We start from the raw sequence: 24193 nt of genomic DNA, 5'->3' as shown, positions 1-24193 counted from the left end.
GGATAGCAAGAATTTTGCAGCCCGGATAGCAAAAAAATGGAAGTCCGGATGGCAGGATTCTTGCTGTCCGGAAAGATAAAAAAGTGAGGGATTAAAAATGTTGGTTAAGTACATAATAAAAGTGTTTTTGTGTTTGATTCTTGTAGTAATGACATTGATTTGCTGGTTATTAAAAATTCCTATGATGTTGGGAAATATTTTGCTTTACTTTTTATCAATTATATTTATTTTGACAGGTGTTTTGAGCTATGGATTTGCATTGGAATCTGCAAGAGAATGTGGTCGAATGATAATAATTGGGATGGCATTTGGTGCAATACCAGACTTTGTCCCATTTTTGGGAAAAAGTTTAGAGACATTGGTTGACAAACTGTTGAGTATGACAAATGAATGAGAAAGTCGATATGAAAGAGGGCTGTGAAAGGTTCTCTTTTCTTTTTGCAACTGTGAAATGGCAAGATAATAACGTTATATACATTGTGTATTAAGTACAGATATTGTATTTCTGCATGATGGGAACATAGGGAGTCCATATAAAGGCGTTGAACACAGGACATGATGGGAGTATAAGTACCTGTCATGCCAATAGTACGAAAGATACGGTCGCACGCATGGAGACCATGGTCTTGATGAACAGAGAACTTCCTTTACAGGCGATCCGCAGACAGATCGCCTCAGGGGTGGATATTATCGTTTATCTTGGACGTCTGCGGGATAAGAGCCGCAGAATACTGGAAATTACAGAAGTAACCGGTATGGAAGGGGAACAGGTGGAGTTAAATCCTCTGTTTCTCTTCCGGGAAACCGGGCAGATATCCGGCAGAGTCTGCGGGATACAGGAAAAGACAGGAGTAATGAAGCAGATTGAAAAATTTCAGCGTGCCGGGATCATATATCCTCGGGAAAACAGTGCTTCTTGACGGGCTGGAAGGCGGATTTCTTACGATTCTTTTGTCGTGGCTCTACTACGACAGTTTTCTTGCAATTCCTTTTTTAATCCCATTGATATGGTTTTGGCATAAGGAAAGAGAAAATGTGCGAAGAGAAAAAAGACAGGAGCTGTTTCGGAAAATGTTCCGGGAATGGATCCTGTTACTGGCGTCATCTCTCACGGCGGGCTATTCAATGGAAAATGCATTGGTACAGTCCTATCAGGAATTGTGTCTGATGTTTCCGAAAGGAGGCATTATGCAGGAAGAACTAAAGATGATGCTGGCCAAAGCAGGGAATAATCAAAGACCAGAGATCCTGTTTGATGAACTGGCGGAAAAATATCCTTATGAAGAAGTGCAAAGCTTTGCGGAAGTGTTTAAGGCGGCACGGATCAGTGGAGGAAGTCTTCAGACAGCGATTCGTGGGACGGCAGCGCAGATGGCGGAGATCATGGATACCCGAAGGGAGATCCGCACATTGTTGGCCGCAAGAGTCTATGAGCAGAGGATCATGTCGGTGATGCCGGCGGCGGTGTTGCTGTACATCCGGCTTGGATCGGGAGAATTTCTGGAAGGGCTGTATCATAACATGACTGGTGTACTCGTCATGAGCGTCTGCCTGGGAATCTACGGGGCTGCTTACTTGATGGGAAAGAGGATGGTGCAGTTTGAAATATAAGACCAAAGTTGTGATGACGGGATGTGTGGGCATGGCGGTCAGCGTTCTGCTGCTGATCTGCAGTCTGTGGGAGCAGCAGCCTCTTACGGAGCTGTCCCGACCGGGAAAAGGCGCAGACAGTGTAACAGAGCATCTGCAGGTGCAGATAGGAGAAGATAAGACGCCGATAGATGTAACAGTGGCAGCAGTGCCTTATGACCGGAAGGAAGAACAGACAAGGATCCGGGAGGCATCCAAGAATCTGGAAACGATCTTTCTGGGACAGAATACATCGCTTGATCATGTGACCATGGATCTTCATATGCCCACGCAGATATGGGATTCTGAAGTGACGGTTCAATGGTATCTGGATTCTTGGAAGTATCTGGAGCCGGACGGAACATTGAAAAATGAAGGACTTGAGGAACCGGTATGGATACAGGTACAGGCGCTCCTGAACTTTGGGGAGGAGAATCTGACCTGGAACCGGACCATACAGATCTGTCCACCGGAAGCGCCGGATACAGCCATGATGGTTCGGATGCTTCAGTATCAGCTTCAGGAGTGTCAGGCCGGATATGAGGAGACGGTTCAATTACCGGCCGAAGTATCAGAGCAGGCAGTTACATGGTATCCACAGAGAGATACCCGCTGGCTGTGGACAACTCTTCTCACAGGAGCAGCCTTATGTGGATTATGGACAGGAAAGAAGCGGGAGGATGAACGGAGACAACAGAAATATGAGCGAAAGATGCAGCTTGCCTATCCTGACATTGTGAATCGCTTAAGTCTTTACATGGGAGCAGGGATCAGTATCCGTCACGCCTGGGAACGAATCATACGGGGGTATGAGAAGCAGAGACAGATGACCGGTAATTCGGAGGATGCCTATGAGCAGATGAAGCTGGCATTGCGTCAGATGCAGAACGGTGTAGCAGAGACTGTGGCCTATGAGCAGTTTGGTATGGATTGTCGGTTATCTTCTTATCTGAAGCTTGGAACCTTGCTCAGCCAGAATCTGCGCCTTGGGACAGGCAATCTTGCTGAAATGCTGAAAGCAGAAGCAAAAGATGCCTTTGAGGACCGCAAAGCACTGGCACGGAAGATCGGTGAAGAGTGTGAAAGCAGATTGTTGTTACCGATGCTTTTAATGTTGTTGAGCATTTTGATCATGATCATGTATCCGGCGGTGTCATCATTTGCCGGGTAAGACAGGAGGAATATTATGAAAGATTGGTTGAGAAATATCTTTAAGGATAAAAAAGGGATGGGAACTGTTGAAGTCATTCTTATTATTGTGGTTCTGGTGGGATTGGTAATCATTTTTAAAGGAAAGATTACAGGAGTCGTGAATGATATTTTTGAAAAAATTGTTTCACAGACCAGTCGGATCTAAGAAAAAAGGATCGATCACTGTGTGGCTGACACTTAGTTTTCTCGTGTTCCTTGGACTGTATCTGATCTGTCTTCAGTCGGTACAGAAGCAGTCGGCAAAAAGGCGGGCAGAACAGGCTGTGGAAAATGGGATGTTCTCGCTGTTTTCCGAATATGAGCCGCATCTGCTGGATAAGTGGGATTTGTTTTATATAGACACTTCCTTTCAGGGCGGAACGGAGAAAAGAGAAGAACTTTGCAGTCATCTGTGGAAATTTATACAGGAAAATATTACGAATGTCCGTGGAAAACCGTTGGATGGCTTGAACCTTCAGGGAGTAAACTTTGAAGATCTGGTACGGGCGACGGATGGAGACGGTGCTGTATTTTATCATCAGGCCATAGAGGTCATGAAGGAAAAATGGGGACAGGATCTGGTGGAGGACTGGCTGCTTGGGCCTGAGCAGCGTGAGGAGCTGTTGACGCAGGCGGAAGAGATGCAGCGGGACTATGAAGAAAGCCGTCGGGTCGTGATGGATTATGATGACGAAGACGATGAACTGTCAGGGGAGGTGTCTTCCTGGAGCAGTTTTCTGGATGGATTTTTCTTCAAGATGGCGGTGCCTTCCGGCAGTATTCTCTCTGAGAAAACCATCAATACTGTAAATATACCGACGGTAAGACCGTTGTCAGAAGGAGCAGGGGCTGCACAGGGAAACGAGGATGCTCTGATCCAGAAGCAGTGGTTTATCGGATATGCCTGTGAGTATCTGACACAAGCATCAGACCATCTCGCAGAGGGAAGAGAGGATGGTTATCTGGACTATCAGATGGAGTACTTGTTTGCAGGACAACCATCGGATCAAAGAAATCTGGAATTGACGATCCTGTCATTGCTGGCATTGAGGGAAGGAGCAAATTACACCTTCTTGATGACACACTCCAACTATAAAGAACAGGCAGAATTTCTTGCTTTGGTAATTGCGGGTCTTACGGGGGATGACAGCCTGATCCAGGCAGTCAAGCATCTGATCCTGATCGGATGGGCTTATGTGGAAAGTATTGCAGAAGTGCGTCAGCTTCTGGGCGGTTATGAACTGGCAGTGGTAAAAGGGGAGGATCAGTGGCAGGTTCCCTTGAGTGCGGTTCTGCGTTTTCTGGGAAATCCCGGAAGCTATGATGCACAGACAGCAGAACAGAGCGGACTTGATTATGAAGACTATTTGCGTATGCTGTTGACCGTTGTTCCTGCAAAGACATTGGCAATGCGCTCGCTGGATGTGATCGAAGGAGAACTGCGGATGATGGAAGGCTGTGAACAGATTCATCTGGATCATTGTGTGGAGCGTATGACGGTGCAGGTGTGGATGGATGGCATTTATCTGGAGCGGACATATGGATATGAGTAAACAAAAGGAAAGGCATGGGGGAAGGCTCTTCTGCAGGTGTGAAAAATATAAAAAAGGTGTTCAGACATCCCGACGGTTATGGCGTCTCCAAAAGGTGGTGAGCAGGAGAGTCTGCCCCTGTGCCTTTCAAAGAGGAAGTCTGGCACTGGAAACTTTCATAGTGTTGCCATTTCTGCTTTGCGCGGTAACAGCTATGCTTTATGTTTTTGTGATGACCGGATTTCAGGCAGAAAAATATCGGACATTGACACAGCAGGCACAGTCGCTGGCGGTGACTGTGGGACAGGGAGCGGATGAGGGGGATCCGTATACCCGTCTGTATGCCTATGATCAGGTGACACTTCCGTTTACCGCATTTTCCTTTGGAAGCCGTTCGGTAGTGCAGCGTGTAGTGGTCAGAGACTGGGTAGGCTATACTGAAGAAAGCTTTTCGGGAGACGGCGAGATATTTGTCTATGTAACACCCAAAGGTGAGGTATATCACAGAAGCAGGGACTGTCGGTATCTGAACGTGAGTATCCAGAGTATCGCTGCCGGACAGCTTGATGCTGCGAGAAACTGGGATGGGAGCCGGTATACAGCCTGTGTATACTGTGTAAAGAAAGAGAAACCAGGAGCTATGGTCTATATTACCAATTATGGAACCAACTATCATAATCGAAAGACTTGCCGGGGACTAAAGCGGACGGTGATGGCGATTCCTTATTCTCAGACTGGAGGAATGCGCTGCTGCCAGGGGTGCGGTGGATCATGAGTGTCCTCTGGGTCTTTCTACATCTCTTGATCCTGTCATGGGAGGATATGAAAGATCAGATGCTTTCTTTCTGGCTGTTGTTGGAGCTTCTGCTGACCGGTCTGCTGACGGCTCTTTGGAATGGTCGGGAGATAGTGTGGTTTCCAGGACTTTTTCTGCTGGTCGTGGGGAAATTGAGTGGAGAAAGAATTGGTCTGGGAGATGGGTGGTTATTGCTGGCACTGGGAATGTGGCTGCCGTATGGAATGTTGATGGAAATTCTGTTTCTTGGTCTTCTGGCAGGAGCAGGTTATGGAATTTTATCCGGGAAAAAAGAAATTCCGCTGGTGCCGTTTTTTACCGTTGGCTTTGTGCTGACAGTTTGGGGGACGATCATATGAAAAGACAGTGGAACAGAAAAAAAGGACGGTTTGTGCTGGAAGCGTCTATTCTGGTTCCGATGATCTGTATTCTTCTGGTCTATCTGGTTTATTTTACGCTCTACACACATGATTGTGCGGTAGTGACTCATGGCATACTGGAATCTGGAGTCAAAGGAATCTACAGGGATGGAAGATCAGACGAGGTGATCAGAGAACAGATGCAGGAAGATTTGAGCAGAAAGCTAAGTGGGAGGCTGCTCTGGATGGAGGATGCAGAAGTAGAGGTGCGTGTAAGTCCACTTCAGGCAGAAATAAAGGTTTCGGGTAAAGGTCGATTTCTTCCGGCTCAGATAGAGATTAAGACAGTAGAAAAGTTATATAGGGTAAGACCGTGCAAAGTTATTCGCAGGAGCAGGTGGATGATAAAATCAGGGGAGGAATAAAAACAGATGATGGATGTGAGATACAAAAGAGATCTGAACAGTAATTATATGATCATGACAGATGCAGAGAAGAGGGAGGAGATCTACGAAGACCGGATGATAACTGAGAATCGAATCTATGGATTCCTTCCATGTGTGGAACAGAAGAAGGAAAAGCAGACAGAGTATTTTTATGAGATCACCGGACGACAGAGCATGGAACTTCTCTATGAACGGAGAAAGGTTTCTTATGAACAGCTTGTGGAACTCTTAAAGGATCTTCTGCAGATCCTCAATGCATCGGAAGAATATTTGTTGAATGCAGATCATTTTGTATTACTTCCGGAATATCTGTACCTGGATACCCGGACAGAACGCCTGTATGTCTGCTACTATCCAGGTTATGAGAAAAAGATTCGGGAATCGTTCCTTGATCTGGCGGAGTATCTTATGGGAAAACTGGATAAAAGCGACCGGAAAGGAATCGAGTTCGGGTATGATCTCTATCAGTGTGCGTTGGAACCAAATTTCAGCTTGATGGAGATTCTGAAGAGTCATACGGAGATGGAAAATCCGGAGAAAAACGAAGAAACTGCTTTGCCTGTGGTGGAAGCAGTGGAGCCTGTAACAGGAACGCAGACGCTGTCATCTGGCAAAAAATCTGTACAGGAAGAGATCCTGGAAAAGACCGGAAGCTGGAAGAATTTCTTTCATAAGAAGAAAAAGCAGCCTGTGGAAACTTACGTGGCGGAAGCGGATCAGATCAAGAGCGGATCCGTGTTGTTTCTTCGAGAGCAGGGAAATACAGGGGAAACAACATTTCTCAGAGAAGAGAAACATTATGGACTTTTGTTGAAAAGTAAAAATCCTGACTACCCGGATCTTAAGATGGAAGGGACCAGCTTCCTGATCGGTAAAAGGAAGGAAAGCGTGGATGGCTGGGTTCCGGCGCCTACAGTAAGCCGGATCCATGCACGGATCATCAAGGAAGAGGGCTGTTACCTGTTGGAGGATCTGAATTCTACTAATGGAACCCGGGCAGGACAGCATCAGCTCAATCCCTATGAACTGTTTCCGCTGGATAATGGCATGCGGGTCGCATTTGCGGGCGCGGAATATGAGGCATATCTTTAAAGAATAGTTGCATTGATATTTTAAAATCGGTATACTGTTAGGGAAATATCCATAAAACAGACAGGAGCAGACCATACGATGATATTTGACACTCATGCACACTATGATGATGAAGCATTTGATGAAGACAGAGACGAGGTGCTGACTTCTCTTCGGAAGCGGGGAGTAGGAACAGTCGTGAACGTGGGTGCGAGTATGGAAGGAAGCAGGCGTTCGGTAAGCTTAAGTGAAGAGTATGAGTTTGTATACAGTGCCGTTGGCGTACATCCTGACGAAGTGGGTGAACTTCGGGAAGAGGATATGGAGTGGATGAGGGAACAGCTTCAGAAACCGAAAGTCGTGGCGGTAGGAGAGATCGGGCTTGACTACTATTGGGATAAGGAAGGCCATGACCTTCAGAAAAAATGGTTTCTGCGACAGCTGAAGCTGGCAAAGGAGCTGAAAAAGCCAGTGATCATTCATAGCCGGGAGGCAGCAGCGGACACCATGGAACTTCTGAAAGCAAACTACCATGGAGAGATGCCCATGGTCATGCACTGTTATTCTTATTCGCCGGAGATGGCAAGAGAATACCGGAAGATGGGACTTTATCTGGGAATTGGCGGCGTGCTGACCTTCAAGAATGCGAAGAAGCTGAAGGAGACGGTACTGGAGTCGCCTATGGAATATCTGTTTCTGGAGACAGACTGCCCGTATCTGGCACCGGTGCCTAACCGGGGAAAGCGCAATGATTCGGGAATGTTGAGGTATGTGGTGCAGGAGCTGGCGGCGTTAAAAGGGATTACACCGGAAGAAGTGATCCGTATTACAGAGGAGAATGCCAGAAGATTTTATGGAATACAGTAGAAGGAGAAGATATCAATGAGCAGACCGGAGCCAACCCTTGGAAATCCGAAAAATACCATAGAAATATTACAGAAATACAAATTTGTGTTTCAGAAAAAATTCGGACAGAACTTTCTGATCGATGAACATGTACTGGAAAAGATCATTCAGGCGGCAGGTGTCGGACCGGATGATTTTGTTGTGGAGATCGGGCCGGGTATCGGAACTATGACTCAGTATCTGGCACATGCGGCCAGAGGCGTGGCAGCGGTGGAGATCGACCGTGCACTGATTCCAATTCTGAAAGATACCTTATCTCCGTATGATAATGTGACGGTAATCAATGAAGATATTCTGAAAGTGGATCTGAACCAGCTGGCAGAGGAGATGAATGATGGAAGACCGGTGAAGGTGGTTGCAAATCTTCCATATTACATCACCACACCGATTATTATGGGACTGTTCGAGAGCCATGTGCCGGTGGATAATATTACGGTCATGGTGCAGAAGGAAGTGGCGGAGCGGATGCAGGCAGGACCGGGTTCCAAAGATTATGGTGCATTGTCCCTGGCGGTTCAGTACTATGCAGATCCGTATATTGTGGCTAATGTGCCGCCAAACTGTTTTATGCCAAGACCTAATGTTGGTTCTGCAGTGATCCGTCTTCAGACTCATGTGGATCCGCCAGTGAAGGTGAAGAATGAAAAGCTTATGTTTGGAATCATCCGGGCTTCTTTTAATCAGAGACGAAAGACCCTCCAGAACAGTGTAAGCCACGATCCGGGACTTGGTATATCCAAGGAACTGATCGCGGAAAATCTGGAAAAGATGGGACTGTCAGCCACGATCCGTGGAGAGGCACTGAGTCTTCAGCAGTTTGCTGAGTTTGCGGATCTGGTGGAAGAAGCAAGACAATAACAGTCATAAATATTTCGTGTCCCGCATAGAATAGACCTGAAAGACAGGGAGGACATTCTATGCAGGAATATAAGAGACAGATCGCATATCTTTACGCCTATGAGCGCGGGGAACAGCTCCGCAGTACAGGTTTTGTAAAGGCAGAAGAACGGGGCGGACACTGCAGGTTGGCACTGCATCTTCGCGGATATTGCCATCCGGGTGAAGCCGCCGGAAACGTTTATATTTATTTTTATCATCAGGACAGAACCATAGGGATCTATCTTGGAGAACTGAAGAATCAGAACGGTGCACTGGAATGGCAGGGAGAACTGGATGCGGAAGATATTCTGGGAAAGGGAATCCGATTTGCAGACACTCACGGAATCTGGGTCAAGCGTCCTGGTGGAAGAGACTATGTGGCGGAATGGGATGATTATCCGGTGGATACGAAGCGTTTTGTATTATATCCGGAAGGAGGCATCCGGTGCATCTGCTGTCCATGGTTTGGCAGATGTGAGAAAAGCGGAGTGAAAGAAAATGACAGAAGAAGAGAAATATATGAAGGAAGCACTCCGGCAGGCAAGGAAAGCGGAGAAGCTAGGTGAAGTCCCTATTGGTTGTGTGATCGTAAAAGATGGGAAGATTATTGCAAGAGGGTATAACCGAAGGAATACGGATAAAAATACCCTTGCACATGCAGAACTTCAGGCAATTCGAAAGGCCAGCAAGGCAGTGGGAGACTGGCGGCTGGAGGAATGTACGATGTACATTACGCTGGAACCTTGCCAGATGTGTGCCGGTGCCATTGTACAGGCAAGGATACCAAGGGTCGTGATTGGATGCCGGAATCCTAAAGCCGGATGTGCCGGTTCGATCCTGAATCTTCTTAATGTGCCGGCTTTCAATCATCAGGTGGAACTGACCGAAGGAATCCTTCAGGAAGAATGCTCTACGCTTCTCAAGGAATTTTTCCGTAAACTGAGGAAAATCAAGGTGCAAAAGGTTTGACAAACCTTCCAAAAGGCGATATACTGGACAGGCATTCCTGAAGAGAATTGCAAGTAAAAATGTCATAAGATTTCCGTGCAGCCGGGGAGATGGCGGTGCCCTGTATCTACAATCCGCCTTAGTAGAGGTGATATCCTGCCTCGGGCTGTTCGATCGTCAGCTGCCCTGCATAAGTGGCATTGATGCCCGGGTCTTGCGCAACAGGAACCTGTGAACCGTGTCAGGTTGGGAACAAAGCAGCACTAAGCGGGATCTCCTGTGTGCCGCGAGGGTGCCTGGTCTGAGTTAACTGTGCAGGTAACGTGGCGGTCGACAGTTCAAAGCGGGATGCACGGATTAAAAATAAAGAATGAGACCCTGATGTCACACGCGGCATCGGGGCTTTTTTTTACGTGTGCTTGTGAAAACCAGACAGGTAGGGTATAATAAACTCAAATACTTTTTGCAAAAAACGACAGTGAAGGAGAGTGAGTTATGAAGCGTGTAGGTATCTTAACCAGCGGTGGCGACTGTCAGGCGCTGAATGCCACCATGAGAGGCGTTGGAAAAGGATTATATAATGAACTCGGAAGCGATGTGGAGATCTATGGATTTGAAGAGGGATACAAGGGTCTCATCTACAACGAATATCGTCTGCTGACAGCCAGAGATTTTTCAGGAATCCTGACCCGCGGAGGTACGATCCTTGGAAGCTCTCGTCAGTCTTTTAAAAATATGCGCATACCGGATGAAAACGGACTGGACAAGGTAGCAGCCATGAAGCAGAACTACCGCAGACTGGATCTGGATTGTCTGGTGATCCTGGGCGGTAATGGAACACAGAAGACAGCCAATCTTCTGAGTGAAGAGGGACTCAATATCATCCATCTCCCCAAGACCATCGACAATGATATCTGGGGTACCGACATGACCTTTGGTTTCCAGAGTGCAGTGGATATCGCAACGAATTGTATTGACTGTATCCATACCACAGCAGCTTCTCACGGTCGTGTATTTATTGTGGAAGTTATGGGACATAAAGTAGGATGGCTGACCCTTCATGCAGGTATTGCAGGCGGTGCAGATATCGTGCTGATTCCGGAGATTCCGTATGATATTGATAAAGTCTGCGAAGCGATTCAGAGGAGAAACAAAGCGAAAAAAGGATTTACGATCCTGGCAGTGGCAGAAGGAGCGATCTCCAAGGAAGATGCTGCTCTGTCCAAGAAGGAATATAAAAATAAACTGGCAAATTATCAGTATCCGTCTGTATCTTATGAGCTGGCAGAACAGATCATGCAGCGGACCGGCGCGGATGTGCGTGTGACTGTTCCGGGACACACTCAGAGAGGCGGATCTCCGGTTCCTTATGACCGTGTGCTTTCCACCCGTCTGGGCGCAAGAGCTGCGCAGCTGATCATCCAGGAAGAATACGGATATATGGTAGGCATTATCAATGGAGAGACCTGTAAAGTACCGCTTGGCGAAGTGGCAGGTAAACTGAAAATGGTTGATCCGAATTCCGGCATCATTGAAGAAGCAAAGATGATCGGTATCAGTTTTGGAGATTAACAGACAGAACAGGAGAGGATAGACATGTCTTACACCGCATTATACCGGAAATTCCGCCCTTCGGAGTTTTCGGATGTGAAGGGGCAGGACCATATAGTGACAACATTGAAGAATCAGATCAACGCGGATCGTATAGGACATGCGTATCTGTTCTGTGGAACCAGAGGTACAGGTAAGACCACTGTGGCAAAAATATTTGCCAAAGCGGTCAACTGTGAACACCCGGTGGATGGGAATCCCTGTGGCGAATGTGCGTCCTGTCGGGCAATTGCCGCAGGAACATCAATGAATGTGATTGAGATCGATGCGGCATCCAATAATGGCGTGGACAATATCCGTGAGATCCGGGATGAGGTTGCCTATTCACCGACAGAAGGAAAGTATAAAGTCTATATTATCGATGAGGTCCATATGCTTTCCATCGGTGCATTCAATGCGTTGTTGAAAACACTGGAGGAGCCCCCTTCTTATGTGATCTTTATTCTGGCAACGACAGAAGCCCATAAGATTCCTATTACGATTCTGTCCAGATGCCAGCGGTATGATTTTCGCCGGATCACGGTAGAGACCATCGCAGACCGGTTGAGAGAACTGACAGAAAAAGAACAGGTGGAAGTAGAAGATAAGGCTCTTACCTATATTGCAAAAGCAGCGGACGGTTCCATGCGAGACGCACTCAGTCTTCTGGATCAGTGTATCGCCTTTTATCTGGGCCAGAAGCTGACCTATGACCATGTGCTGGATGTGCTGGGAGCAGTGGACACAGATGTATTCGGTGATCTGTTCCGTAAGATCTGTGATCAGAAGCTTACAGATGTGGTGCGGGAACTGGAACAGATCATTCTGCAGGGTCGGGAACTGTCTCAGTTTGTCACAGATTTTATCTGGTATCTTCGTAATCTTCTGATGTTAAAGAGCGATCAGAATATGGAAGATGTGCTGGATGTATCAACGGAACGTCTGGCACAGATGAAAAAAGAAGCAGATCTGACAGATACGGATACGCTCATGCGTTATATTCGTGTGTTGTCAGAATTATCAGGCCAGCTTCGTTATGCGACGCAGAAGCGTGTGCTTGTGGAACTGGCCATGATCAAGCTGTGCCGTCCGGCAATGGAACAGAATTATGATTCTATTTTGCAGAGGATCCGTGTGCTGGAACAGCAGATGGAAAAAGGGATTCCTATGATGGCAGCAGTGGAATCAGGAGCGGCACAGTCCCGGCAGGAGACAGAGTCCCGCAGTCAGGAGAAGCTCCCAAGAGAAGCTTTATCTACAGATGTGCGGATGTTTGTAGACCGCTTTCAGGAACTCCGCAGAAAGATGGGTGGAATGCAGAGCCAGCAGTTGAAGGATGCGGCTTTGCGAGAACTGCCGGATGGAACCGGTGTGCAGATCATTCTGGCAAGAGAACTGCCGGTGGATGAACAGGAACTGGCGGACAGCGTGGAAAAAATGATTGAAAGAGAACTTAAGGTCCGCATGAAAGTACAGATTCATACACCCCATACAGATCCAAGACCACAGGATCCTGTGACGGATCTGTCAGGGTTTATAGATATGGATATTGACATTGAACCATAGAAAACAGGAGGATAGAAATATGGCAAAAAGAGGTGGATTTCCAGGAGGCGGAATGCCGGGAAACATGAGTAATCTGATGAAACAGGCACAGAGAATGCAGCGTCAGATGGAAGAGAGTGCAAAAGAGCTGGAGACAGCAGAATTTACAGCAACCGCAGGCGGCGGAGCAGTAGAAGTGACTGTAACCGGTAAAAAAGAAGTGACAAAAGTGAAACTTGATCCGGAAGCAGTTGATCCGGATGATGTAGAGATGCTGGAAGATGTGATCATGGCAGCGGTCAATGAGGCACTGCGCAAAGCAGATGAAGCATCAGCAGCAAATATGGCCAAGCTTACCGGAGGGCTGGGAGGATTTGGTCTCTGATGGAATATTACAGCAGTCAGATCAGCCAGTTGGTAGAACAACTGGCTTCTTTGCCGGGTATCGGAGCAAAGACCGCACAGCGGCTGGCATTTCATATTATTGATATGCCGGAAGAACGGGTGGAGAAGCTGGCAGACAGCATCGTAAAAGCGAAGAAAACCATCCGCTATTGTAAAGAATGTCTGACATTGACAGACAAGGAATTATGTCCTATCTGCGCCAATCCTCAGAGAAACCACAAAGTCATTATGGTGGTGGAGAATCCGCGGGATATGAGCGCTTATGAGAAGACAGGAAAATATGAAGGGGTTTATCATGTGCTTCATGGAGCAATATCACCCATGCTGGGAATCGGACCTTCCGATATTCGCCTGAAGGAACTGATGCACCGGCTGGAAAAGGATGTGGATGAAGTGATTATCGCCACCAATTCCAGTCTGGAAGGCGAGACCACAGCCATGTATATCAGCAAGCTGGTGAAGCCGACCGGGATCAAGGTGAGTCGTATCGCCAGCGGGGTGCCGGTGGGCGGAGATCTGGAGTATATTGATGAAGTGACTTTGCTTCGTGCGCTGGAAGGCCGCGTGGAGCTGTAAGGAGGAATAAGAAATGGGTATTTCGAAAAGAACATTTGGAGTTACAAAAGGCGGCAAAGAGACATTTCTTTATACGATCACTAATAAAAATGGCATGAAAGCGGCAGTAACAAACTTCGGAGCAATTCTGACGCAGCTGATCGTGCCGGATGCAAAAGGTGGAAGCCGAGATGTTGTGCTGGGGTTTGATTCTGTCACCGGTTATGAAGGAAATGATTGCTTCTTTGGCTCTACGATTGGACGAAATGCAAATCGTATTGGTGGCGCATCCTTTGAAATCGATGGGGTGAAATATGAACTGGCAGCCAATGAGAATGGAAATAATCTTCATACAGATAAAGAACACGGATTCCACAAAGCGATCTGGAATGCAGAAGTTCTGGAGGCAGAAAATGCAGTGAAATTCACCTATCGCAGTCCAGATGGGGAAAATGGATTTCCGGGAAATCTGGATATGAGTGTTACCTATACGCTGCAGGAAGACAATGCTATCCGCATTGATTATGATGGAGTCAGTGATAAGAAAACGGTTATTAATGTGACCAATCACAGCTATTTTAATCTGGCAGGACATGACAGTGGTTCTATCCATGATGAACGTGTGATGATAAAAGCGGATGGATTTACGGAAATCCTTCCGGGAGCTATTCCTACAGGAAGAACGCTGCCAGTAGAAGGGACTCCCATGGATCTTCGCTCGCTGAAACGTGTGGGCGATGAAATTGATGCGGATTTTGAACAGTTGACACTTGTTGGCGGCTATGATCATAACTGGGTTCTTGATAATCATGGTGATCTGGAACAGATCGCTCAGGTGGAGGATGATCGTTCCGGCATTACCATGGAAGTATATACAGACCTTCCGGGAGTTCAGTTCTATGCAGGAAACTTTATCACTCCGCAGACAGGAAAGGGTGGTGTGGCTTATGACAAGCGTCACGCACTCTGCCTGGAGACACAGTATTTTCCAGATGCTGTTCATCATCCGGAATTTCCGCAGCCGGTATTTGAGGCGGGACAGAAGGTTCATACCACAACAATTTATAAATTCAGATAAAGTAGGATAAAGCATGCTCAAAGTATTTTTGGTTGAAGACGAGATCGTCATGAGAGAAGGAATCAAGAAAAATATCCAGTGGGAAAAGGAAGGATTTGAATTTGTGGGAGATGCCAGCGATGGAGAATTGGCGTATCCGCTGATTCAGAAAACAAAACCTGATATTCTGATCACAGATATCCGTATGCCGTTTATGGATGGTCTGGAACTGAGCCGGCTGGTAAAGCAGGAACTTCCAGATATTAAGATCATGATCCTCAGTGGATATGATGAATTTGAGTATGCAAAGGAAGCAATCAAAATAGGGATTACAGATTATCTGGTAAAACCTATCAGTGGAGCAAAGCTTCTGGAAGCCGTTAAGAAAGTGGCACAGGTAATTGAAGAAGAAAAGGAACAGAAAGAATTTCTTCAGACCTTTGAAAAAGAGCGTGAGGAGAATGCCCGTCTTTCCAGACAGAAGTTTTTTAAAAAGCTGGTATCGGGCAATCATCCAGTATCTGCATTATTGAAGGAAGGCCGTGAGATCGGAATGGATCTCGCGGCTGATCGCTATAATATTGTTTTGTTTCAGGTGTTTTCAGATAAAGAGGCTGATGTGTATTCAGAAGAACAGAATACCGCAGGCCAGATTCTGGAAGAGGCAGCTGAACACATTCCAGGGGTTTTTACCATAGAGCTTGGACTGGAGGGGTGGGCATTTATTTTGAAAGAGACTGAAGCCTGTTCAATCTTGGAGACAGAGCAAAAGTTATTGGAGAAATTGGAACAGACAGTACAGAACAGTGGCGAGGAAAAACTGGAGTATTTTGGCGGTGTCGGAACTGAAGTGGTACGGCTGAGCGAGCTGAAGAAATGCTTTGAAAATGCGAGCCGTGCATTTGCGTATCGTTACCTGAAAAAGCGCAATCAGATTCTCCGGTGTGAAGAGACGGAAAGAGAAGTGGATGAGGATGAGAATCTTCAGGTCGATCTTCTGAATCTGGACAAGATGGATCGGCGGATCGTGGAGAGTTTTCTGAAAACAGGTACCCGTGGGGAGACCAGCCATTTTATCAACGAATATTTTCAGAGTCTTGGAGAGAAGAATATCCAGTCTCTGTTTTTCCGGCAGTATGTGACCATGGACATGTATTTTACCGCAGTATCCATGGTGGAACAGCTTGGATATACATCAGAAGAACTTGTAAATAAATGTGGAGACTTTAAGGCCATGACAGCTGTATTTTCAACCGTGGAACAGAGCAGAGAATACATGTGCAAAGTATTTGAAGCAGTCATGGAATTAAGAGATAAGGTGTCCAGCAAAAAGTACAGTTCTCTTTTACAGAGAGCTCGCGATTACATAGAAGAGAATTATGACAATGAAGAAATTTCATTGAATATGACGGCGGCTGAGGTAAATCTGAGTCCAAATCATTTCAGTACCATTTTCAGTCAGGAGACAGGACAGACATTTATCGAGTTTCTGACCTCTGTGCGGATGAAAAAAGCAAAAGAACTTCTTCGTAGTACAACTATGAAGACTGCGGAGATCGCATTTGCAGTAGGATATAAAGATGCACATTATTTCAGCTATTTGTTTAAAAAAACACAGGAATGTACACCAAGAGAATTTCGGGCAAAAGCATAGGAGAACGTTCGTATGAGAAAGAAAAATACAACTCTGAAAAAACGTTTGAATGTGCTTCTGGGAGTATGTCTCATACCGTTGGCAGTTTTGGTCATTTATCTTCTGATCATGATGAACCGGTTTTCTAACCGTTATGATCTGATCGTGGAAAATATTACAAAGGCTAATGCCTACAACATTGATTTTAAAGAAAATATGGATTATGTCATGTACATCATTGTAGTCAATTCAGAGAGAGCGGCAGAGCTTGTTGATACAGAACAGCCTCATGTCATGATCAATGAGGCGCGTGAGGTATTTGAGAATCTGTATGAAGAGGCGGATCGGGATTATGCGAAAAAAAGCCTGAATCGTATTCTGAAGAGTCTGAACACTCTGGAGGACCGAGTGGAGGAGATTGAGGCGGATGCACTGGTCAGCGGAGCTTATGATACAAATATGGAGCGTCTGGATCTGAATATCCGAGTACTGACGGAACTGATACAGGAACAGATTCAGAAATATATATATTATGAAACGACAAATCTGGAGGAACTCAGGGAAGGGATCCGAAGAGATGTGGATATGGCTATCCGCATGAGTATTGTTGTGTTTGCAGCTATTCTTACTGGAACACTTCTGATCAACCGGAAGATCGTATTAGAGATTACAGAACCTATTTCAAAACTTTGCGAAGTGACGACACAGGCCGGAGAAGGTAATTTTGTAGTCCGTGCAGAAGAGACCGGAACGGAGGAGCTTACAGTTCTTACCAGAGGATTTAACCAGATGGTGGAACAAATTGGAAATCTGGTGGAAGACATCAGAGTAGAGCAGTTAAATCTTCGCGCTACCGAGTTAAAGCTTCTGCAGGCTCAGATCAATCCGCATTTTCTATACAATACGCTGGATGCTATCATATGGCTTGCGGAGGCGGGAGAAAAGGATCAGGTTGTTATGATGGTCACGGCACTGTCTGATTTCTTCCGTACTACATTAAGCAAAGGCCGTGACTTTATCACTGTGGAAGAAGAAGAACGGCATATTGACAGTTATCTGAAGATTCAGCAGTTTCGATATCGTGATATTCTGGCATATGAAATTGATATTCCGGAAGAACTCTATCAATATCAGATCTTGAAGTTGACTCTTCAGCCTTTGGTAGAAAATGCACTGTATCATGGAATCAAGAACAAGCGTGGTCTGGGGCATATTCTGGTAACAGGGAAAAAATGCAGAGATAGACTCGTATTTACCGTAAGAGACGATGGAAAAGGCATGGATCCGGAACGGTTAGATTATGTGAAGAAGCTTATCAGCGGAGAGATTCAGGACAAAGATATGCCCAATGGATTTGGACTGGCAAATGTCAATCAGCGATTGAAGTTAAATTATGGAGCTGAGTATGGATTGTTGATGAGCAGCGAAGACGGAGAGTGGACGGAAATCAGCGCAATCATTCCGACCGTAAAAAATTAAACTTTTTTCATAAAAAAATCAACTTTTGTTCATAGTTTGTTCAAAAATCAGTAAAAAAATAAACTTAATTCCAAAGGATGTCCGTATTTTTTTGATAATAGATAAGATATGATGTTATCGTAGTCAAGGGAAATAAATCCCAGGAGCGAATCAAAAAATAACGGGAGGTTATTGGAACATGAAAAGAAAAGTTGTAAGTGCACTGGTATGTGCAGCAATGGTAGCAACTATGGTAGCTGGATGTGGAAGCAGCGCATCTACAGATACTGCAACAGATACCGCAGCAGAGGAAACTACAGATGAAGCAGCTGATGCGACAGCAGATACTGCAGCAGCAGACGGGGATGCTATTACCATCGGATTTGCACAGGTTGGTCATGAGTCAGACTGGCGTACCGCTTCAACAAAATCCTGCCAGGATGTATTCTCTGCAGCAAATGGATATGATCTTCAGTTTGTAGACTGTGATAATGATTCCGCTACTCAGCTGGAAGCAGTTCGTGGATTCATTGAGCAGGATGTTGATTACATCATTATCGATCCGATCGTATCTACCGGATGGGACACTGTTCTTACCGAGTGTGAGGATGCAGGAATCCCGGTTATCGTAATCGACCGTACAATTGATGACTCTGATAAATATGTATCATGGGTAGGTTCCAACTTCAAGACAGAAGGTCTTGCAGCTGGTGAGTGGCTGAAAGCTTATGCGGAAGCAAAAGGAATTGAAGAGATCAACGCACTGGTAATCGAAGGATCTACCGGAGCATCTGCAGCCATTGGACGTACAGAGGGATTCAAAGAGATCGCTGACAGAGAAGGCTGGAACATCGTAGATTCCCAGAGTGGTGATTTCACTCAGGACGGTGGACAGGAAGTTATGGAGTCTTACTGCAAATCCTATGAAGGAAAATTCAATGTAGTTATCTGCCAGAACGATAACGAAGCATTTGGAGCTATGGATGCTATGAAAGCAGCAGGTGTTTCCTACGGAGTAGACGGAGATGTGATCCTTGTTTCCTTCGATGCTTGTACCGCAGGTCTTGAGTATGTACAGAAGGGTGAGATCAACGCTGACTTTGAGTGCAACCCGCTGGCAGCTCCGTTTGTAGAGCAGGTTATCAAACAGCTTCAGGCTGGTGAGACACCGGAAAAAGAAGTATACATGGAAGAGCACTGGTATGTAAACGAGGATATCCTCAGCGAGATTACTGTTGATGGTGAAGCTCAGCCGCTGACCGTTGTAACAGATGACATCATCGCAGCACAGTACTAATTAGAATCATAACTGATTTGCCGAGGGGGAGGCTCATAACGAGGGTCTCTCCCTCTTTCTCGGAAAGGATGTAAGATTATGGACAATAATGTAGTATTGACCATGCGTGGCATTTCCATGACTTTCCCTGGTGTCAAAGCTCTTGATAATGTGGATTTTACTTTGAGGAAAGGTGAGATCCATGCTCTGATGGGGGAGAATGGTGCTGGTAAATCAACACTGATCAAGTGCCTGACTGGTATCAACGCATTTGAAGCCGGTGAAATTCGTGTAGATGGTATTGATGGTCCTGTAGTAAATCATTCCACGCTGGATGCGCAGAAAAAAGGTATTTCTACTGTATACCAGGAAGTAAACCTCTGTCCGAACCTGAGTGTGGCTGAGAACCTGTTTATCGGTCGTGAACCTAAGACCAAATTAGGAACAATCGACTGGAAGACCATGGTAAAAAAATCTCAGAAGATTGTAGATGATCTGGATATGAATATTGATGTGACTCAGAATCTGGAAGAATATTCTCTGGCACTTCAGCAGATGATCGCAATTGCTCGTGCGGTGGATATGGATTGTAAAGTCCTGATCCTGGACGAGCCCACATCTTCTCTGGATGATAATGAAGTTGAGAAGCTGTTCAAACTCATGAATCAACTGAAAGCAAAGGGTGTAGGTATCGTATTCGTTACTCACTTCCTGGAGCAGGTATATGCAGTCTGTGATCGTATCACTGTTCTTCGCGATGGTCAGCTGGTAGGAGAGTATCCAATCGCTGAACTTCCACGTGTGAAACTGGTTGCAGCTATGATGGGTAAAGATTTTGATGATCTGGCAGCGATTAAATCCGAAGAATCACCGGTGTTTACAGATGATGATATTCTGATCGATGCAGAAGGCATGAGCCATAAAGGAACGATCAAACCCTTTAATCTGCAGGTACATAAAGGTGAAGTTGTTGGATTTACAGGACTTCTTGGATCGGGTCGAAGCGAGCTGGCACGTGTTATCTACGGTGCTGATAAGAACCAGACCGGTACTCTGAAAGTTAAAGGAAAAGAAGTGAAGATCAATGCCCCGATCGATGCCATGAAGCTTGGTATGGGACTTCTGCCAGATGACAGAAAAGCAGAAGGTATCATTGGAGATCTGTCTGTCCGCGAAAATATTATTCTGGCTCTTCAGGCGAAGAGAGGAATGTTCAAACTTCTGCCGATGAAAGAACAGATCGAACTGGCAGACAAATATATTGAGATGCTTCAGATCAAGACAGCAAGCCGTGAGACGTTGATCAAACAGTTGTCTGGTGGTAACCAGCAGAAAGTAATTCTTGGACGCTGGCTGGCAACAGATCCGGATTTCCTGATTCTGGATGAGCCGACACGTGGTATCGATATCGGAACCAAGACAGAGATCCAGAAGCTGGTTCTGAAGCTTGCATCAGAAGGAAAAGGTGTTATCTTCATCTCTTCTGAGATCGAAGAGATGCTCCGTACTTGTACGAAGATGGCAGTTCTTCGTGACGGTATGAAGGTAGGAGAGATCACAGAAAGTCTGACGCAGGAAAGTGTTATGAAAGCAATCGCCGGAGGTGAAGCAGATGAGTAATAAATTGAAAAAAATTACAAGCATGCAGCTGTTTCTCCCGATTTTCTGTATGATCCTTGTAATGGCTGCAAATATTCTATACGACGCAGCAAACGGTAATTTTGCATTGAACTTTTTTACCATTTCTATTAAAAATGGTGTTCTCTATGGTCGTCTGATCGATATCCTCAACAGAGGAAGTGAGATTGCAATCCTGGCAATTGGTATGACGCTGGTTGTATCCGCATCTGCCGGAACAGATATTTCCGTAGGTTCTGTTATGTCACTGGCAGCATCATTCTGTTGTATGTTACTGGCGGGATATGGAGTATCTTCTACAAGCAATCTGGCAGTTCCGCTGCTGGTTGGTGTACTTGGTGGTATCCTGATGGGCTGTCTCTGCGGTGCCTTCAATGGTTTCCTGGTAGCCTATCTGAATGTACAGCCTATGGTCGCAACGTTGATTCTGTTCTCTGCTGCAAGAGCGATCGGTCTTCTGCTCTGCAACAACCTGATCGTATATGTACGTAGTGATTCTTACAAATTCTTCGGTGGATATTGCGGATTCATTCCAACGCCGATCGTGATCGCAGCAATCTGCGTACTGATCATGTCATTGCTTCTGAAGAAGACGGCACTTGGCCTATATGTACAGAGCGTTGGTATCAACAAAAAGGCATCCAGAATTGCCGGACTGAACTCTGAGAAAATTATTTTTATCTGCTATCTGGTCTGTGGACTGGCAGCAGGTATTGCAGGTATTGTAGCTTCCTCTCGTATCTATTCAGCGGACTCTAATAACATTGGTCTGAACTACGAGATGGATGCGATCCTGGCAGTTGCACTTGGCGGCAACAGCCTGGGCGGTGGTAAATTCAGCTTGGCAGGTTCCATCATTGGCGCCTATACTATTCAGGCAATTACCACAACACTGTATGCACTGGGTGTTTCCACGGATGTGGCTCCAGTATACAAAGCAATCATCGTTATCATTATCGTAACCATTCAGGCTCCTCCGTTTAAGGCATATATGAAGAGAAGAGCTGCGAAGAAAGCACTTGCAAAAGGAGGTGCTGTGGCATGAAAACAAAGAAAATGAACAGTAATACCCTTCTTCTGCTGATTACGATTGCACTGTTTGTGGTAATGTATGCGATTGGCTGTGTGATCTATGGTGCGAAAGGATTTACCCATTTCCAGACATTCCTTAATATACTGATCAATAATGCCGGACTGCTTTGCGTGGCATGTGGAACGACCTGTATCATGCTGACAGGCGGCATTGATATTTCCGTAGGTGCCCTGATCGCTATGGACTGTATGTTCCTGGCAGTAGGCATGGAAGAGTGGGGAATTAGTGCTCCGGTGCTCTGTATCCTTGTGTTGCTGATCGGCATTGTATTCGGACTGGTACAGGGATTCTGTGTTGGTTATCTGGAGATCCAGCCGTTTATTGTTACCATGGCAGGTATGTTCTTTGCGCGTGGCATGACTGCTGTAATTAGTACAAATCAGGTATCCATCAGCAATAATGCATTCTTTGTAGGACTTGCAAATGCAAAGATCAAACTTCCGTTTGGCGGATATGTGAACGGTAAAGGTGTTCTGCAGGTACCGTTTATGCGTATCACAGTAGTTGTTGCGCTTGTGGTTCTGGTAGCTGTATTCCTGATGCTCCGTTACACTAAGTTTGGTCGCAGTCTTTACGCAGTAGGCGGCAATGAACAGTCTGCAACCATGATGGGACTGGATGTGAAGAAGACAAAGCTGAAAGCTTATGTACTGGGATCTTTCCTGTGTTCTATCGGCGGTATCTGCTATTGTCTGAATACCATGTCCGGAAGTGTGCGTCAGGCACTGGGGCTGGAGATGGATGCGATCTCCTCGGCGGTTATTGGCGGAACACTGCTGACAGGTGGTGTTGGAAATGTCATTGGCACATTCTTCGGAGTGCTGATCAATGGAACCATCTCCACATTGGTCAAGACCAACGGAAAACTCTTAAGTTCCTGGTCCAGTATTGCAGTGGCAGCACTTCTGTGCTTCTTCATCGTACTGCAGAGTATTTTTGCAAAGATCAAAGACAGCAAGAAATAATATGGAATTAAAAAGGGAATCGTCATTTCGATTCCCTTTTTTTGCTAGGCATGATAAGATAAATATAATTTAGCATTGGACAATACAGCTCAGAGAAAGGGAGACAGCATGAGAAAGTGGTTTATAGCAATGTTGATTCTGACGGGGATCTTTTTTGTGCCGGCATGTTCTGTAAGTTACAGAACTGAAAATGAGGTGCTGAAGCAGGAAGAGGAAGAGACAGAAAACAGTGAAGGCTATATTACCGTAGGTTTTTCACAGGTAGGATCGGAGTCTGATTGGCGTGCAGCTAATACGCAGTCGTTTCTGGATACATTTACAGCGGAAAATGGTTATTATCTGTTGTATGAAGATGCGCAGAATAAGCAGGAGAACCAGTTGAAGGCTGTCAGAAGTTTTATTCTGCAGGAGGTGGACTATATTTTACTTGACCCGGTGGTGGAGACCGGCTGGGATTCGGTTCTGCAAGAGGCAAAGGATGCAGGAATTCCGGTTATCGTGTCAGACCGTAAGGTGGTTGTGAGTGATGAATCGCTGTATACCTGCTGGGTTGGAAGCAACTTTGAGGAAGAAGGACGAAAAGCAGGGGAATGGCTGGCGAATTATCTGGAAACCAGGGGACGCAGTCGGGAGACCATCAATCTGGTGACGTTGCAGGGAACCTTGGATTCATCTGCACAGCTTGGAAGAACTGAAGGTTTTTCGGAAGTCCTTGCACTTCATAAGAACTGGAACATGCTGGAGTATCAGTCTGCAGACTTTACTCAGACAAAAGCACAAGAGGTTATGGAAAGATTTCTTGCAAAGTACCCGGATATCGATGTTGTGATCTGTGAGAATGATAATATGGCGTTTGGCGCTATTGACGCTATTCATGAAGCCGGGAAGACTTGTGGACCTGATGGAGACATCATTATCATTTCGTTCGATGCGGTCCGGGCAGCTTTTGAAGCTATGCAGGAAGGTAAGATCAATATGATGGTTGAATGCAATCCTTTGCAAGGACCGGTGGTGGCGGATATCATTCAGCAGCTGGAGCGTGGTGAGGATGTGGCGAAGGTCCGATATATGGATGAAAAATATTTTGATACTTCTATGGATCTTGATTTCATTATTGAAACGCGAACATACTGAGAATATGAATGGGGCTGTAAAATAAGTCCCTAATATAAGAAACGCCAATTCCGGCAAATGTCGGTTTTGGCGTTTCTTTGTATTAAC

General features: G+C 45.8%; 26 protein-coding genes and 1 other RNA gene. All 27 read left to right on the top strand.

The window, feature by feature from the left end:
* Positions 1–97 precede the first annotated feature (97 nt).
* The 27 genes from WMO62_RS08955 to WMO62_RS08825 all read left to right on the top strand — a co-directional run bounded on the left by WMO62_RS08955 (position 98) and on the right by WMO62_RS08825 (position 24106).
* Entirely contained in the window at positions 98–394 is a 297-nt protein-coding gene (locus tag WMO62_RS08955; RefSeq protein WP_349144477.1) for a hypothetical protein, read from the top strand.
* A 148-nt stretch (positions 395–542) separates the two neighbouring features.
* Entirely contained in the window at positions 543–920 is a 378-nt protein-coding gene (locus WMO62_RS08950; RefSeq protein ID WP_349144476.1) for an ATPase, T2SS/T4P/T4SS family, read from the top strand.
* A 115-nt stretch (positions 921–1035) separates the two neighbouring features.
* Complete coding sequence (locus tag WMO62_RS08945; RefSeq protein ID WP_118440603.1) at positions 1036–1611, top strand: type II secretion system F family protein; 576 nt, start codon at positions 1036–1038, stop codon at positions 1609–1611.
* On the top strand, positions 1601–2800 hold the full coding sequence (locus WMO62_RS08940; RefSeq protein WP_118440605.1) for a type II secretion system F family protein: 1200 nt from the start codon (positions 1601–1603) through the stop codon (positions 2798–2800). The genes WMO62_RS08945 and WMO62_RS08940 overlap by 11 nt, the downstream gene beginning before the upstream one ends.
* 15 nt (positions 2801–2815) lie before the next feature.
* Positions 2816–2986 (top strand): Flp1 family type IVb pilin, encoded by a 171-nt coding sequence (locus WMO62_RS08935; RefSeq protein ID WP_117500016.1) that lies wholly within the window; start codon positions 2816–2818, stop codon positions 2984–2986.
* Entirely contained in the window at positions 2943–4373 is a 1431-nt protein-coding gene (locus WMO62_RS08930; protein ID WP_118512486.1) for a DUF5702 domain-containing protein, read from the top strand. Before WMO62_RS08935 ends, WMO62_RS08930 begins: the two co-directional genes overlap by 44 nt.
* 193 nt (positions 4374–4566) lie before the next feature.
* On the top strand, positions 4567–5127 hold the full coding sequence (locus tag WMO62_RS08925) for a hypothetical protein (RefSeq protein ID WP_147357096.1): 561 nt from the start codon (positions 4567–4569) through the stop codon (positions 5125–5127).
* On the top strand, positions 5124–5507 hold the full coding sequence (locus WMO62_RS08920; RefSeq protein WP_118440612.1) for a prepilin peptidase: 384 nt from the start codon (positions 5124–5126) through the stop codon (positions 5505–5507). The genes WMO62_RS08925 and WMO62_RS08920 overlap by 4 nt, the downstream gene beginning before the upstream one ends.
* Entirely contained in the window at positions 5504–5932 is a 429-nt protein-coding gene (locus tag WMO62_RS08915) for a hypothetical protein (RefSeq protein WP_118440614.1), read from the top strand. The genes WMO62_RS08920 and WMO62_RS08915 overlap by 4 nt, the downstream gene beginning before the upstream one ends.
* Positions 5933–5938: 6 nt before the next feature.
* Complete coding sequence (locus tag WMO62_RS08910) at positions 5939–7045, top strand: DUF6382 and FHA domain-containing protein (RefSeq protein ID WP_118440616.1); 1107 nt, start codon at positions 5939–5941, stop codon at positions 7043–7045.
* A 78-nt stretch (positions 7046–7123) separates the two neighbouring features.
* Entirely contained in the window at positions 7124–7891 is a 768-nt protein-coding gene (locus tag WMO62_RS08905) for a TatD family hydrolase (RefSeq protein ID WP_349144475.1), read from the top strand.
* 15 nt (positions 7892–7906) lie between these two features.
* Positions 7907–8788 (top strand): 16S rRNA (adenine(1518)-N(6)/adenine(1519)-N(6))-dimethyltransferase RsmA, encoded by an 882-nt coding sequence (gene rsmA / locus WMO62_RS08900; protein ID WP_118760238.1) that lies wholly within the window; start codon positions 7907–7909, stop codon positions 8786–8788.
* A 59-nt stretch (positions 8789–8847) separates the two neighbouring features.
* Complete coding sequence (locus WMO62_RS08895) at positions 8848–9375, top strand: hypothetical protein (RefSeq protein ID WP_349144474.1); 528 nt, start codon at positions 8848–8850, stop codon at positions 9373–9375.
* Entirely contained in the window at positions 9308–9778 is a 471-nt protein-coding gene (gene tadA / locus WMO62_RS08890; RefSeq protein ID WP_349144473.1) for a tRNA adenosine(34) deaminase TadA, read from the top strand. The genes WMO62_RS08895 and tadA overlap by 68 nt, the downstream gene beginning before the upstream one ends.
* A gap of 73 nt (positions 9779–9851) precedes the next feature.
* Positions 9852–10113: signal recognition particle sRNA large type (gene ffs / locus WMO62_RS08885), an RNA gene on the top strand.
* A 139-nt stretch (positions 10114–10252) separates the two neighbouring features.
* On the top strand, positions 10253–11329 hold the full coding sequence (locus WMO62_RS08880) for a 6-phosphofructokinase (RefSeq protein WP_349144472.1): 1077 nt from the start codon (positions 10253–10255) through the stop codon (positions 11327–11329).
* A gap of 24 nt (positions 11330–11353) precedes the next feature.
* A complete protein-coding gene (dnaX, locus tag WMO62_RS08875) occupies positions 11354–12913 on the top strand; it encodes a DNA polymerase III subunit gamma/tau (RefSeq protein WP_118440626.1) in 1560 nt (519 codons plus the stop codon).
* A gap of 19 nt (positions 12914–12932) precedes the next feature.
* The gene (locus WMO62_RS08870; protein ID WP_117500028.1) at positions 12933–13277 is read left to right on the top strand and encodes a YbaB/EbfC family nucleoid-associated protein; all 345 of its coding nucleotides are present in this window, start codon (positions 12933–12935) and stop codon (positions 13275–13277) included.
* A complete protein-coding gene (recR, locus tag WMO62_RS08865; RefSeq protein WP_117500029.1) occupies positions 13277–13873 on the top strand; it encodes a recombination mediator RecR in 597 nt (198 codons plus the stop codon). The genes WMO62_RS08870 and recR overlap by 1 nt, the downstream gene beginning before the upstream one ends.
* Before the next feature lie 13 nt (positions 13874–13886).
* Entirely contained in the window at positions 13887–14930 is a 1044-nt protein-coding gene (locus WMO62_RS08860; protein ID WP_349144471.1) for an aldose epimerase family protein, read from the top strand.
* 13 nt (positions 14931–14943) lie between these two features.
* On the top strand, positions 14944–16563 hold the full coding sequence (locus tag WMO62_RS08855) for a response regulator transcription factor (protein ID WP_349144470.1): 1620 nt from the start codon (positions 14944–14946) through the stop codon (positions 16561–16563).
* A 12-nt stretch (positions 16564–16575) separates the two neighbouring features.
* Positions 16576–18021: a sensor histidine kinase gene (locus tag WMO62_RS08850; RefSeq protein WP_349144469.1), complete on the top strand. Its 1446-nt coding sequence runs from the start codon at positions 16576–16578 to the stop codon at positions 18019–18021.
* Positions 18022–18199: 178 nt separating this feature from the next.
* On the top strand, positions 18200–19297 hold the full coding sequence (locus WMO62_RS08845) for an ABC transporter substrate-binding protein (RefSeq protein WP_349144468.1): 1098 nt from the start codon (positions 18200–18202) through the stop codon (positions 19295–19297).
* Positions 19298–19375: 78 nt separating this feature from the next.
* Positions 19376–20896, top strand: a complete 1521-nt coding sequence (locus WMO62_RS08840; protein ID WP_349144467.1) for a sugar ABC transporter ATP-binding protein — start codon at positions 19376–19378, stop codon at positions 20894–20896.
* The gene (locus WMO62_RS08835; protein WP_349144466.1) at positions 20889–21959 is read left to right on the top strand and encodes an ABC transporter permease; all 1071 of its coding nucleotides are present in this window, start codon (positions 20889–20891) and stop codon (positions 21957–21959) included. The genes WMO62_RS08840 and WMO62_RS08835 overlap by 8 nt, the downstream gene beginning before the upstream one ends.
* Positions 21956–22972: an ABC transporter permease subunit gene (locus WMO62_RS08830; RefSeq protein WP_349144465.1), complete on the top strand. Its 1017-nt coding sequence runs from the start codon at positions 21956–21958 to the stop codon at positions 22970–22972. Before WMO62_RS08835 ends, WMO62_RS08830 begins: the two co-directional genes overlap by 4 nt.
* A gap of 108 nt (positions 22973–23080) precedes the next feature.
* On the top strand, positions 23081–24106 hold the full coding sequence (locus WMO62_RS08825) for an ABC transporter substrate-binding protein (RefSeq protein WP_349144464.1): 1026 nt from the start codon (positions 23081–23083) through the stop codon (positions 24104–24106).
* Positions 24107–24193 lie beyond the last annotated feature (87 nt).

The sequence above is a fragment of the Hominiventricola aquisgranensis genome (assembly GCF_040096225.1).
Classification (GTDB): domain Bacteria; phylum Bacillota; class Clostridia; order Lachnospirales; family Lachnospiraceae; genus Hominiventricola; species Hominiventricola aquisgranensis.
The sequence above is the reverse complement of the archived record's forward strand: the minus strand, read 5'-3'. Positions and strand labels throughout refer to the sequence as shown.